We start from the raw sequence: 13,140 nt of genomic DNA, 5'->3' as shown, positions 1-13,140 counted from the left end.
ATGGCTAACTTCATCAAGGATCAGACCATCTTCCGGGGCGAAGGCTCATTTCGCATCGTCCGGGTACAAGATGACGTAGCGCAGTTGGAAAACACGGTTACGGGCGAGTTCTCCAGCCACAGCGAGGCTGAGCTTCTAAAAGAATATTTGCGAGGATATCTTCGTACAGCCGATAGCAAGCAATTTCAACGCGCCCCGAAACGAACCACTTTCAGAGAAGCGCTGGAGGCGTCCACTTCCACGCGCGACCTCGGCGATTTCGAGACCCGCCGACGGGTCAACTATTTAACGATGCTCGATCGAATGGACGCGTTCGGGGATCACCGATCTGAACTACGTAAGGCCATTCAAAAAGTCGCGATTGATCTCGCCGACCCCAAGCCGCCTCACGAGACAACCATATACCGATGGCGCCGCCGTTACCGCATATCGCAGTTCGATATCCGTGCTCTGCTCGATCAGACGGAACATCGCGGTGGAAAGAGGAAATCAAGGCTAGATCCGATTGTGGAAGGCATCATCCACGAAAAAATAGAAACAGCGTTCTTCGATAGCAAAACGGGGACAGCCGAGGCTGTCCACAACGCGGTTTTTCTCGAAATTCAACTGCAAAACTCGCTGCGCATCGAGTCAGAGTGGCTCAAGGTTCCGGGGCTCCGTACAGTTCAAAGGCGCATCCATGACCTCGCGGCATACGACCGAGCTGCAGCTCGCTTTGGTTTGCGCGAAGCTCGGCGCCGCTTCGCTGACCAGCATCGCGCACGACAGGTATCGCGAATCCTCGAGATCGTCGAAATCGATCATACGCCCATAGATCTTATTTATACGAACGCGAGGGGCAATGCTATCGATAGGCCGATATTCACGGTCGTCATCGATCGGTTCTCTAGATGTGTTCTTGGTTTCTGTATCAGCTCTGCCGGGCATGGCGTCCATGCGGTATTCGAAGCGCTGCGGCACGCCATGATGCCCAAGAGCTATCTGCGAGAGCGATTTCCGGAGTTAGAGCTTCAATGGCCATGCCATGGTTGGCCTGAACGCTTGCTCATGGACAACGGGCGAGAAATGCACGCCGAGGCCGTGGTCGACGCGATGAACAATTTGGGTGTGGTCTGCGAATACGCGGCATCACGTTCCCCAAACGACAAACCATTTGTCGAACGTTTTCTCAAAACGTTCAACTACTCTTTCATACACAAACTTCCCGGCACCACCCTCGCGAAAGTTCATCAACGCATCGGATTCAAGGCGGAAGACGACGCATGTCTTACGTTCGAGAAGCTCAATGAGATGATCCATATCTGGATCACACAGATTTACCACCTGAGGCCTCATAAGGGACTGGGCGGTCGCGCGCCAATCGACGTCTGGAACGAGGGTGCCACTGCACATCCTCCATTGTTGAAATGCAATGCCGAGGATCTAAGCATTGAATTCGGCGAACACGCCGAATGCGCACTCCAGCACTATGGCATTGACCACAACACCTTCCGTTACACCTCACAAGAGCTACACACCCTGCGGCTCATACTGCCAGCCAACCCTACCGTACATATCAAGGCGCCGTACGAAAACGCTGGTGTGATCTATGTATGGGACCCGATCGAAAATCGGTACTTCAGCGCACGCAACACTGATGATCAGTATCGGAATCTAACAGTGGAGCAAGCCAAGACCGTGAAGAATCAGTGCAAAAGTGTTGACGTGTACCAACGAACTCGGGCGAGTGCGGAGGAAATAATTCGTGAGATGAGCAATGACGCAATGCTGTCGAAGAAGCTCAAAGATCGCAAGCGTGGTGCACGTCAGGAACACATCACGTCCAAATCGACCAACCGCCCCCAAGCCCCTTCCTTGACGCAACAATCCGATACCAACGCGGATCTGTTTTCGTCTCATGCAGATGAGCTCATCGACGCTGATCTCGATTCCTTTGATATTGAGGTGGACCGTGAAAATTGATCCCTCTCTTTCCTTAATTATTAAGGATGCCAGATCGAATTTCGTCTACTTTCATCACGTCAAGCGCGTGCTCGCAAGGTTGGAACGCTTGTACGAATACCAGTGCATACATGAGGAGGCGGAGCATCTCATGCTGATAGGCGAGTCTGGCGTAGGCAAGTCGACTCTCCTAAGCAATTACACCCGAAAGCATCCGGTCATTGAGCACCAGGAACTCACCGAGATACCGGTGCTCTACGTACCGCTCGGGCAAGCTCCTTCCCCCAAAACGATGGCGAGCACTATGCTCCTTGCACTCGGCGATCCAAAGTGGAATCTTGGAAAGGAAGTAGACCTAACAGCTCGACTTGTCTTCCTGATCAAAACATGTCGTGTCAGAGTAGTCATCGTCGATGAGGTCAATCACCTGGTTGATCGAGGTGGAGAAAAAACCTTACACACCAGCGCTGATTGGCTCAAACGACTAGTCGATGCAACTAGGGTGTCGTTTGTCCTTTCTGGTATCCCCCGCAGTAGACGCGTACTCGCGACCAACGATCAATTGCGTGGACGCTTCAGAGAAGTCGTCGAAATCGAGCGCTTCTCCGTCGCAACCAGGTCAGCCGAACACGAGTTCCGAAGCGTACTAAATGTTTTCAAGGGATACCTGAGAGACCTGCCCACAGTGGACATTTCGAGTGAGGTTATGGCCAGGCTATTCGCATTTGCAACTGACGGGCGCCTTCGCGACGTTCGTAGGCTCTTGGTTCGCGCAGTCGAATTGGCTTATGCCCAACCGCACCCGAAGCTTACTGTCGCGGTCCTCGCAGACGCGTTCCGAACCGTCATCTACCCAGGCTGTCCTAACAATCGAAATCCGTTCCACAAACAGTTCAACAACATGCCACTTGTGAAGGGTGACGAACCATTTGCGCCCGTGGAGCGATAACATGAATTTCACGATTCCATGCGGCCAGCCATTGTATCGTCCGGCTCCTCAACCGGATGAGTGGTCCGAGACGTACTTATTCAGAGTTGCCAGAGCAAACGGTACATACCGCCCTCGACTATGCGATATCGAGAGGATTCGACCCACACTCGCGGCAACGGCTGCGACCAATTCCACTGGCTATCCCGTTTGGGGCGATTCCGCGTTACCCCGTTGGAGCGTTGTCACCCGCGCCAACAAGATTCGGTATTGCCCCGAGTGCATGCTGGAGTCACGGCACATCCGATCACGCTGGCGCCTAACGCGGCTCGAGATGTGCACGATCCATAGTGTTCGCCTCAAAGATGATCTAGCCGAACCGGTGATGACACTCGGCTACAAGCAATCCGACAGACATTTCCTCACCGAAGTGACGAATGAACAGCTATGTGAAGGCGCGGTATGCCCCATGCCAGTCGAACGGCGTCACTATCAGCGACTATGGTCTGGTTTCGAACGTTTGATCGTCGACGGCCAAATTCCGCAGGCGTATACGCAACTCACTTGCATACTGTTCTTGGAAGCGCTGTTCGACGCAGTTGCGGCAGCTGTAGACGAAGTCGGATATCGGCAAATTGATGTCCCACGATCGACCCGAATCGCCGAGATAATCGAAAAAAAACAGCTTTCGTTCGAGCCGAACTTGGACGGCATACGCGCATTTTTGCGGGAGGCTACGGGCACGCCAAGGCTCACTATACTTTCCCGTCTTCGTCGCATGCTGCTTGAGGAGCCTCATCGACCAACCTGCTTGTCGAAACTACCTATTGAAGAATTGCGACAAAGATATTTTATGAGCGACTGGTCGGATAGTACTGCGGCGGCCCACCAGTATCGCCCCAATTGTCACGGTGTACCACACGACTACGTCAGGCTCCATGAAGCTGTGTCTTCCATCGGATGCCCGCATGGCGTTCTGAAGCATCTTGCACTGAACAGGCTCGGTTCAGATGCTCGCATCGTCGCATATGGGATGACGTACCAGACCTATCTTCCGCGGCGGACCGTCGAGGCGTGCCGGCGATGGTTTGCATCACTGGTTCCTTTACGGCACGTACACAGCAGATCGCGCACTGAGCACCGAGGATACGCTGCGCTTTCGGCTATGGGATTGCTTCGTCCCGTTACTGTTGGTACACACACTTTCGTTCGGAAATCGGATGTGGCTGACGTCTGCAGAACCTTAGACAGCGTATCGCGGCCACTTGCTGCTGGTGGCACTCTACTCTATCCACTCTTCGGTCAATGGATGTCCTGGCATCAACGCCCAATGACCGCCTCGCTCGCTTTGGTAAACGAGGCACTTAGTGGAAAGCTACCGGTTTTCAAGAAAACCGATGATACCGGGCTATCGGCCTACTTCATCGATCAATATGCAGTCGAACTCCTCCGGAAGCTCAGACGCATAGAAACCGCGCGGCGCAAGTACGAAGAGCGCATGCCCGGCCAGCTTTCATTGTTGCCGTCATGAAGCGTGAGCCGGTCCGTGGCGAACATTGGCGCACCACTGGAATGGCCCTGTTCTCGGATCATTTTTTGGTGCGCCCCTCCGCACATTCCGATGAGAGTTTTCTAGGCTATCGCTTACGTGTCGCATTCGCGAACGGTCTTTCCAGCCCTAGTTGGCTGACCTACTCCGAGCCTGACCTACCGAAGACTCACGGCGTTGCTCGCTGGTGCCCGTACTGCCTCGCAGCATCTGATAGCTACTGGCGTGATGATTGGTACGTAGAGAACACCGGATGCTTCGTTCACAAATGCTGGCTCACTTCGCAATGCGCGATGTGCAGACGAACGTTGCGCTGGAAACACGTTCGCTTCGAGACTTGTAGTTGCGGCGCATTGCTCCAAAGCGCGGAGGTTGACGCATTTTCGGATGATGTCCTGCAGTTGCTGAACGACCAGTTCGAGACCGGTGCTGGTCTGCTATCTGCTTCCGATCGTTGGGGCCTCGCTCGCTTTCTTGGGGCATTGTCAATGTTCGGACTAGACGGTAAACCGTTGAAGAAGTCCTCGCGGCAATCACAGAATATCGAGCGAATCGTCGTGACGGCTGGTGCGCCATTGATGGGCGATCGTTGTGATTGCTTCGAACTGCTGAGTCGCCTCCGCGCTCCTCGAACCGAGGGACAGAACGTTCCGCTACTATCAGAAGCGTTCCCGCAGTTGCTCGTCATGTTGCGCAAGCATTTGAACGACGCTCAGCGTCGCTGGATGCTCGATTTATTAGACCAATACGTAGGGCATACGTCAGGCAATGAGCCTATGGTCGCCTGGAGACGAAGGATTGTTAAGGCTGCGGTAGACACTGATCAGCGCGGTCGTCGGCCAATCGGGAGCCGAACGATTGCCAATATGCTCGCCCAGACAGGCGAAGTGGTGCCGATTCGACGAACTCGGACGGGACGAAAGAGGTTTGTGGTCAATGAGACCGATGTTCAGCGTCTCATGGAGATCCAGAGGTCGTTCGTCGCTCCGAAGACTGCTGCCCGCTACATTAAGATGTCGGTCAAACGTGTCGAGGCAGTGGCTAAGGCGGGCTTAATTGACACGAACGGAAAACGGATCAATACGAAGTCACTCGATCGTCTACTTGATAGCATTCTGACCGCCAGCGGCCAAGGCATTCGGCCCCTTGACGACCCGATTAGCATCGCCGAGGCTTTGCGGCTGTATGTCTCTATTGACGCATCCGCCGCGTTCTTCCGTCTGCTTGTCGACCGAAAAATACGCCTTGTCGTTGCGCATGACCAAACGCCGACATTGCGAACAATCTATGTCGACAAGTGCGACGCAATTTCTGGCAGTCAAACTCCATCGGAATCAGAAACGCTGATGTCCATCGTTGAGGCTGCTCGGCGGCTCGGCATCAAACAGGAAGTGATGTACCACCTCGTCAACGCCGGACTCGTTAGGACACGAATCGCTAGACTGCGGAATCGCACAATGCGAGCCATCAACATAGACGACCTGCGGGACTTCACCACAACATTTCTACCATTGGCCGTGTTCGCACGGTCAGCGGGAATCTCCGTACGCAATGCGCCAGATTGGGCGGTACAGCACGGCATAGAGATCATCACGGGTCCGTCAGTTGATGGCGGGCGACAGTATTGGATCCGCAAACCAGTCGACTGGGACGGATCTGCCAGCATAGGGTCAGACGATTGACGAACGTCGTTCAACGACGGTCCGGTCCACGCTACGATGGCACGTGACGACCACCATGCAACTTGATTGCATGATGCGGAGGTGTCAGACCTTGAGCAACTGAGCGCACAAAGCAAGCGAGCCAACGATGCGAGTTTACGTCGACACTGAATTCACCGATTTCATCGATTGCGAACTGATCAGCATTGCATTGGTCGCCGAGGACGGCCGTGAATTTTACGGTGAACGCGACGATTTCGACCGACGCACCTGTAGCCCGTTCGTCCATGAAGCGGTGTTACCACAGCTAGGTCAATATCCTGATCGTGTGTTCTCTCGCGAGAACCTTCGGTCGGCACTGCTTGAGTGGCTCCGACCGTTCGAGAATGGCATCTTCTGTATGGATTTCCCTGGAGACTGGGATCTTCTTGTAGACGCCCTCGATGGTGTACCGAATGGCTGGCAAGGGCTGCTTGTACGTGATCAGGCAGATCAAGTCCGATTGGAGTCCTACTACAAACAATTTGGTGGCCGACACCACGCGCTACACGATGCCCGTGCCCTGCGTTACGCGACGCAAGGTGGAACGTAGTCCACGGATGCTACCCGTTCGAGTTCCGACTGATATCGATTGTGATCGCCTAGCATACGAAATCATCGATCCGTTGAAGTACCGCGGGATCGTCTATCCCGCGCGCTGGATCACATACGACGAGGCGCGATTGCAGTTCCGGCGCGGACGCAAATTCCTTGGGAGCGTCGTCCAGAATTAAGATATCGGCTAAAGTCAGTCGGCGCCTTCGCATATAGTCCATTATCCGAAGCGAGCGGCTCTCGATACGCCGATTCGTAAGATATATTTTCGCGGCCGCGCTCAGCTCGCGCAGATACTCATCTTGCAAGCGTTTGAGGTCGAACATATAGATCCAGGTACTATGGATTGCGATGTCGACCGCTTTCCCGCTAACCCGTTCGGCGAGTTTGGTCTGCAGTGAACAAACTCCCTGTCCGACGACCACCGGTCCGTTGGGCCCGTATTCGAGGTCGCCCACAAAATTTGGATGTAGGACCCCATCGATGTCGAGGAATATCGTTGCCCTCTTGCTCATTGCGGAACTCACCCTTAAGGAACAATAAGAGTACGCCGGATCATCAACAGCGCCGTTGGAAGCATGCTCCTTCCAGCGCATATTCTACGCTATGCGATTTCTCTCGTTGATAGTTCAACAACGACAACAACGATGATGATTGTTTAGAAGATTGATGCGAGCCGTCGGCAGATCGCGTTTTCACCGCGTCTCGACCTCAAGTTTGTCGTCAGCACGCCGTTATGCACTCACCTCGTGCGACATAACCCTACGTCACGTAAGACGGTATGATTAACGGCTATCAGCTATCAATCGATTAGGCAAATTCATGGACGTGCATACGAAATTTCTTACACCGGATGCTGTCCGGGCCACTTTCGAAATCGTTCAACAAGCAATCCACTCCAGTCGCCCCAAAAGGGCTTTGACTTCCGTCGAAGTAAACGGCGACAAGGCGATTGCTATCTTCCTCTTTTGCGCAGGTTTCGGATTCGCCTTACTGCTCTGTCTTTTTGCGATTCACCACTTCTGGCCCATCCCAGTTCTGGCAACTCTGGCATTAGGCGTTGCAGTCGGTACGGAAATTTCCGGTCTTTTGTCACTAATCGCAATTGTGGTACAAGCCATTCCCATGTTAAACCGTATACGCAAAAGACCTGCTGGACCAATACTTGAGTTGGCCAGCGTTGATATTGATCGACTGCTACCACATTGCAATGATCTTATGCGCTTTTCCTTGCCGGAATTGGCCTACGTTCGCGAACATATCTCTCACCAGCGAGACGCGTTCGACAATCGACGTGGGCGGTTGATCGGCCAACTTGACAAAGTTGGGACGTTTCCAGCGCTCGCGACTCTTGGAATTAGCGTCGTCAAACTGATGCAGGATCAACACATTGCCCTGAACAACTCAATCGTTTGGACGATCGCAGGGTCCCTTGCAGCGTTCTATCTCCTCAGCCTTCTGCTTGCAGATACAAGTGACAAGCTCACACAAGCGATCGGGTTGCTGAATTTCGTTATCGATAATCATCCGGGGAAAGGGGCCGACGAGTAGCATTGGTACGCCAACGCGCACTGCCTAGACGATGGATCTTCACGGCTGCTCTCATACGCCATGTGCCACATACAAAACTCCATGCAACTATCCAATGTTCGCTTGTACCTCAAGGCTCAATTGGCCCCATTCAACCGCTCATTTTTTTGGTCTGCAATCGTGCCAATAGAGGGATTGAGGGTTGCATTTTGGTGGGCGGCACCAGCTACGGTCGCCGTGTTATTTATCACACACTTCAAAAACCGACTACCCGCCAGTTATCTGGAAGCCGCTATTTCTGATGGAATAGGTCCGCACATATGGAACGTGGTGGGTATGCTCGGATTAGCGCTTTTCGGTCTAGCAGTGCTGTTTCCGAAGATCGAATTCATTGCTACCGGGGCGTATCAAGTTTTGATCAACACTTATGGGATGGGCGGTTTGGCCATCGGCCTGTTGATTGGAAAGATAGGGGCTCAGCTGCCGTCTTCACTGTCAAAACTCGAGCTGTGGAAGGCTTGGCTCGCAGGCACGGGCATCGGTCTACTTATGCTCGAGCTGTTCATGCTCAATTTTTCACTCTGGTGCTTGGCAAGCTTGATGCGATCGACGAAGGAGGATGACGGATTTCTACGCCGTGCCGCAAGTATCGATCTGCGGCTACGCCTATTCGCATTCATCTTACTGTCTATACTGCCCCCTGTCGTGTTTCTTGTCCGCGAACACTAGATCTCGGAGCAGCCAGCATCACCACCGGGTCAGCACAGCGCTCGTTCGACACGCACCCAAACCTAATCGGACATAGATAGCCGGTCGCAATCGATCACACAACGACGACCATCGGATCGAGACTACGCTATAGGAGACCATATGCCAGACCGCCTACTCATAACACAAAATGCACAATTTTACTTCCCGAAAGCGGAGTTGACAGATGACTCGATAGCGGCCCTGTTAGATGCCGCATCTCAAAATATCGAAAAGAATAGCAATTTTCTGATCGATGAATTTAGACAAGCGCGTATCGCACCCAATACAGATTTCACGTACACGTATTCTGCAAGAGCATTTCCTTCGTCCCGTCCCGTCTATTTTTTGACTGAGGACTTTCAAGATACAGTATATGCGTACATCGTCATAATCGAAATTGGTAAATACATATCGATCTTAAAAAAAAGCTGCGCCAATATATCCGAAAAAATCGACGAACATTTCAATGCGATTGACCACTCGCTTCTGACATCAACCTTTGACGACGACGAAGTCGAGTTTCAAAAAATTGCACTGCGCAATATGACGATATCAGAGCGCGCGATGCGAGCAAGGTCATATGAAGCCGCCGATTTAAAAGGCCTACTGTCGACACATGCCGCCGGACGATCAATTCCCTATTTTCTGAAAATTCGCCAAGGCTCGAACTTAAAAACCATTTCCGCGAACTCCGGTCGAGTAGTCGAGGCCTCCGAACGAAAGAGGCTCGATGAAATCGCGCTTTGGGCAAAAGATCAAGTTCACCTCATTGAAAATCCAAATACAAACAAGGCGTTTTTGGACTCCTTCGCAAAATTAGTCGATCTTAGCCAGGTACTAGCTGTCACCGAGCCTTCGGCCATTTTGATCGAGAGCGCGATGCTACACGACAGAATAATTAGAGAAAACATCCCTGTTTCCTACAAAACACGAAAGAAAAAATCGCTTTCACTAAACAAGGGCCGGCTTGATCGAATCTTCAAAGCTTTGGAGAAGGTGTATGAGGTCGACAAAGATCTGAAGGTAGTGGGTCATGAAAATACTTCGAGGCTCAGGAAAAACGAGAAATCAATCACATTACTATCCATCCCCCTTCAGAGAATCAAGCTTACAGAGAACGGGAAGGATGTCTCTCTTCAGAAATACATCATTAAGAACGGATTCTTTAGTATTTGCTTCGAAGATCCAAAGTACATGTATTTTATGGGGCGATGCTTTGAAGACGCATCCGGGATTTCCGAAATCGATAGCATACTAGACATTTTGATTGCCAAACCCGAGATCGCAAATGCCGCTAGCGAAAAGGGCGAAATCAAATCAACCTCAACTGCATTCGATGTCAATTCAATGTTTGGTATAGCAGAGACAATTCACGCTCATGATGATTACATTTTTTGCGATGATCTGGGTAATGAATGGGCCGATCACATTACTCTGAACAGTGCAGACTCATGCATTAGCTTTATCCATTCGAAACACGGGGACGTTAGCCGATCTGCAAGCAAGCTTCATGACGTTGTGGGTCAAGGCATAAAAAATCTTGGCAACATGTATTTCTCAAAGGAACAATTCACAAAGAAGGTCGACGAAAAATTCTCCAAGATTTATTCCCAAGATACGGTACAGAGCGAAATTATCCGAACCAGAAAAGGCGATTGCACCGTGATTGACGACTACGTCAAACACCTCTTGCAAGACTATAAGCTTCACCGAAAAGCCATCCTATCATGCTCGTTTATATCAAAATCCGCCATCGAGATTGAATTCAATAAAATAAAAGCCAAGCAGGCTGTTACGGGCAACATCATACAACTGCTGTGGATTCTGTCGTCTTTCGCGCATGCCGCGAAGGATATGAATGTCATCCCAATCATTTACTGCCAGGAATAAAATGCGCGCGCCGACTGCCCCGTCTACAGGGGGCATCGGTGCGCAAACTGATCAGTAAGCAGATTTTCGAATCAATGCTCCGCCCACGACCCGAGTTCAGGCAGTGGGATCGAGGGCCGGCTGCTCTATGGCAATCATTTCCACGACGGACTGGAGTTCGCATAGCAAGTCCGCCTGTTGGGCTTGCAAGTACTGGCGCACCGACTCGTTCTCAAGCAGCCTAGCAAGGTAGCCCTTTGCGAGCACGAGGTTGAGCACGTCCTGTCCATAAGTCTGCTCGACCACCTTGTACTGTCCCTGCAGATTGCTCATCTCCCGCTCCATCTTCGCCATTTGCTCGGGGCTCACGCCGGCAAGCTTCCGCGGTTTCTTGCCTTCGACCAGTCGAGAAGCCGGTGTCGCGACGAGCAACGCTTCAGCGTACGAGACAGACAGGTTGTTTGCGGCCACCATGAGCTCGACACATTCGACTTGCCGCGTCGGCTTCATCTTCCGCAGAGCTCGCGCGAGCTCCGGCGAAAACTGCCGGTCCTTCAGGAGCTCAGTCGCTTCGGCACAAATCCCATCAAGCAATGCCATCCTCTTGATGATCTGCGACACATCTACGGACAGCGCTTTCGCCAGCCGCTCCGGGGACACCCCCCGTTCAACGGCCCGACGTATCATGAAGTGCTCCTGGATGGTCGATAGTCGATTGACGCGGTTGTTGTACGTGTAGCTCTCATCGTCCGTGGCAACGAGGCACGACACGGTGTTGAACTGGAGCTCCTGCAACGCGATCAGTCGCAGATGCCCATCGAGCAGGACGTGGTTGCCCGATGCCTGATCGACCGGCGTCACCGAAAGCGGCTCGATCAAGCCCACCTCTTCGATGGAGCTTCTGATCTGCTTGAACTTTCGCGAGTTCATCATGCCGGCAGGCGTGCGCCGTGATGGCAGGATGCTCATGATCGGAACGGAGAGTGGTTCCGGAATGAACCCAAGTGCTACGCCGGTCATGCTGGACTCCCGCTCGGCCATACACGTTCTGCCAGATACTTCGGCAACGTCGCCAGTTCCTCAGCGCGCAGCAGGTTGACGAAGTTCTCATCGGCAAATAGCTGCCTGAGGGCTCCGACAATGAACAGCAACCGCTGCTGCGTGAACTCTGCCTTCCGCACCATCGTTTTCTGCCGCTCAACTTCATGCTGATACGTTCTGACGAGGCTCGATGTGGTCACGTCCATCACCTTGCGCGTCATGTTTCGATTCGCCGTGCGGCCGAGCGCTTTCCTCCGCTCGATGACGCGCCGTGCGTCCATCAGCTGGCGCCCGCGCAATCTTCCCGATTCATATGCCTCCTGCAGCGCCGCCTGGATCGCCTCATCGTCGTCGCCGGCACCAACGATCGATAACGCTGCGTTCAGCGGGATTCGGCCTTTCTCCACCGCGATCACAAGTCGCTCCTCGCCCTGATGCAGCAGCGTCAGGATTCCCTGCACGTAGTGCTGTGTGAGGCCCGTCTTCTCGGCGATCGCCTTCGGGGCGTATCCGCGTTCCTGCAGTTCGCGGATGCCGGCGAGCAGTTCGAGCGGTCGGCACTGTCGTCTCGCGATGTTCTCCGTCAGACTCATGATGAACGCGTCTTCGTCGCTCACGCTCACCACCAGCGCTGGTATCGTCGTTTCACCGAGCGATCGGAACGCCTTCAGTCGCCCCTCACCACACACGAGGAGATACTTCTCAACGCCACTGGCCGTTGCCCGTGGCGTGACCAGGATCGGTTTCTTCAGGCCGATCGTCTTGATGTTGCTGACGATTTCGTCGAAAACTCGACCATTACGCTCGCGAGGATTGATCACCTCGATCTGGCTGATGGGGATCATCCGAACCTCACCCGGCTGCTCACGCTGAGTCATGCTCTTCTCCTCAGCCGAGCTCGCTGTGCCATACCGTATAAGTAGTCCAGCGTGTCAAAGCGATAGCTCTCGAACTCGATCGGATTCCAGTCCGCGAGGCTGATACGAGGCTGCCAAAAATCGATGTGCGGCAGCAGGTAGTAGTCGAGCGCCGTCGAGTTGCTCTGGTCCAACCTGACTGCAACGGTGATATCCGGCAGCAGGCTCGTGTCGAACCGGATCTTCCAGCGGTTACGGCCGCTGTTGCGCACCTGACACCGTGACAGCACGATGCAGGCAGTGAACTCCCGATTCACGGTCAACAGGTCCGTCGCCGGATCACGCGATACCGATCCGCCGAGATCCGCGATCTTCTTTTCGGTCTCGGCAACGATCTCTGGGTGCAGTTGCCGAATGAAG

At 53.1% G+C, this 13,140-nt stretch carries 11 protein-coding genes and 2 pseudogenes; 9 read left to right on the top strand and 4 right to left on the bottom strand.

Annotation, left to right across the window (positions count from 1 at the left end):
* The 6 genes and pseudogenes from U5771_RS30230 to U5771_RS30210 all read left to right on the top strand — a co-directional run bounded on the left by U5771_RS30230 (window position 1) and on the right by U5771_RS30210 (window position 6,671).
* Window positions 1–1,962 (top strand): DDE-type integrase/transposase/recombinase, encoded by a 1,962-nt coding sequence (locus U5771_RS30230; RefSeq protein ID WP_322027366.1) that lies wholly within the window; start codon window positions 1–3, stop codon window positions 1,960–1,962.
* Window positions 1,952–2,890, top strand: coding sequence for a TniB family NTP-binding protein (locus U5771_RS30225; RefSeq protein WP_322027365.1), 939 nt, complete (start codon window positions 1,952–1,954; stop codon window positions 2,888–2,890). The genes U5771_RS30230 and U5771_RS30225 overlap by 11 nt, the downstream gene beginning before the upstream one ends.
* 1 nt (window position 2,891) lies before the next feature.
* Window positions 2,892–3,218, top strand: a pseudogene (locus tag U5771_RS35650) (hypothetical protein); the annotation flags it as partial.
* Between the two features lie 36 nt (window positions 3,219–3,254).
* Window positions 3,255–4,400, top strand: coding sequence for a hypothetical protein (locus tag U5771_RS30220; RefSeq protein ID WP_322027364.1), 1,146 nt, complete (start codon window positions 3,255–3,257; stop codon window positions 4,398–4,400).
* Between the two features lie 326 nt (window positions 4,401–4,726).
* Entirely contained in the window at window positions 4,727–6,100 is a 1,374-nt protein-coding gene (locus U5771_RS30215; protein ID WP_322027363.1) for a hypothetical protein, read from the top strand.
* A 127-nt stretch (window positions 6,101–6,227) separates the two neighbouring features.
* On the top strand, window positions 6,228–6,671 hold the full coding sequence (locus U5771_RS30210) for a 3'-5' exoribonuclease (RefSeq protein ID WP_081053467.1): 444 nt from the start codon (window positions 6,228–6,230) through the stop codon (window positions 6,669–6,671).
* Between the two features lie 49 nt (window positions 6,672–6,720).
* On the opposite strand, the gene U5771_RS30205 is transcribed toward U5771_RS30210, so the two are convergent.
* On the bottom strand, window positions 6,721–7,188 hold the full coding sequence (locus tag U5771_RS30205; protein WP_322027362.1) for an HAD domain-containing protein: 468 nt from the start codon (window positions 7,186–7,188) through the stop codon (window positions 6,721–6,723).
* A 307-nt stretch (window positions 7,189–7,495) separates the two neighbouring features.
* Here U5771_RS30205 and U5771_RS30200 point away from each other — a divergent pair, with 307 nt between their 5' ends.
* The 3 genes from U5771_RS30200 to U5771_RS30190 all read left to right on the top strand — a co-directional run bounded on the left by U5771_RS30200 (window position 7,496) and on the right by U5771_RS30190 (window position 10,843).
* Entirely contained in the window at window positions 7,496–8,224 is a 729-nt protein-coding gene (locus tag U5771_RS30200; protein WP_322027361.1) for a hypothetical protein, read from the top strand.
* An 81-nt stretch (window positions 8,225–8,305) separates the two neighbouring features.
* Window positions 8,306–8,932, top strand: a complete 627-nt coding sequence (locus U5771_RS30195; protein WP_322027360.1) for a hypothetical protein — start codon at window positions 8,306–8,308, stop codon at window positions 8,930–8,932.
* A gap of 141 nt (window positions 8,933–9,073) precedes the next feature.
* Window positions 9,074–10,843 (top strand): hypothetical protein, encoded by a 1,770-nt coding sequence (locus U5771_RS30190; RefSeq protein ID WP_322027359.1) that lies wholly within the window; start codon window positions 9,074–9,076, stop codon window positions 10,841–10,843.
* Window positions 10,844–10,939: 96 nt separating this feature from the next.
* Here the strand turns inward: U5771_RS30190 and U5771_RS30185 are convergent, their stop codons facing one another.
* From U5771_RS30185 to U5771_RS30175, 3 genes and pseudogenes are all read right to left on the bottom strand, one after another.
* Entirely contained in the window at window positions 10,940–11,842 is a 903-nt protein-coding gene (locus U5771_RS30185) for a plasmid partitioning protein RepB C-terminal domain-containing protein (protein ID WP_322027358.1), read from the bottom strand.
* Window positions 11,839–12,741 (bottom strand): ParB/RepB/Spo0J family partition protein, encoded by a 903-nt coding sequence (locus U5771_RS30180; protein ID WP_046544129.1) that lies wholly within the window; start codon window positions 12,739–12,741, stop codon window positions 11,839–11,841. The genes U5771_RS30185 and U5771_RS30180 overlap by 4 nt, the downstream gene beginning before the upstream one ends.
* Window positions 12,738–13,140, bottom strand: a pseudogene (locus U5771_RS30175) (recombinase family protein); the annotation flags it as partial. The gene U5771_RS30180 and the pseudogene U5771_RS30175, both read right to left, overlap by 4 nt.

The sequence above is a fragment of the Burkholderia sp. BCC1977 genome (assembly GCF_905339595.1).
Classification (GTDB): domain Bacteria; phylum Pseudomonadota; class Gammaproteobacteria; order Burkholderiales; family Burkholderiaceae; genus Burkholderia.
Note: the sequence above shows the minus strand (reverse complement) of the source record. Positions and strands in the feature narration are given on the sequence as shown.

Coding starts and splice junctions, on each gene's coding strand:
- U5771_RS30230 (WP_322027366.1), top strand. CDS start 1: ATGGCTAACTTCATCAAGGATCAGACCATCTTCCGGGGCGAAGGCTCA.
- U5771_RS30220 (WP_322027364.1), top strand. CDS start 3,255: ATGACACTCGGCTACAAGCAATCCGACAGACATTTCCTCACCGAAGTG.
- U5771_RS30210 (WP_081053467.1), top strand. CDS start 6,228: ATGCGAGTTTACGTCGACACTGAATTCACCGATTTCATCGATTGCGAA.
- U5771_RS30205 (WP_322027362.1), bottom strand. CDS start 7,188: ATGAGCAAGAGGGCAACGATATTCCTCGACATCGATGGGGTCCTACAT.
- U5771_RS30200 (WP_322027361.1), top strand. CDS start 7,496: ATGGACGTGCATACGAAATTTCTTACACCGGATGCTGTCCGGGCCACT.
- U5771_RS30195 (WP_322027360.1), top strand. CDS start 8,306: ATGCAACTATCCAATGTTCGCTTGTACCTCAAGGCTCAATTGGCCCCA.
- U5771_RS30190 (WP_322027359.1), top strand. CDS start 9,074: ATGCCAGACCGCCTACTCATAACACAAAATGCACAATTTTACTTCCCG.
- U5771_RS30185 (WP_322027358.1), bottom strand. CDS start 11,842: ATGACCGGCGTAGCACTTGGGTTCATTCCGGAACCACTCTCCGTTCCG.
- U5771_RS30180 (WP_046544129.1), bottom strand. CDS start 12,741: ATGACTCAGCGTGAGCAGCCGGGTGAGGTTCGGATGATCCCCATCAGC.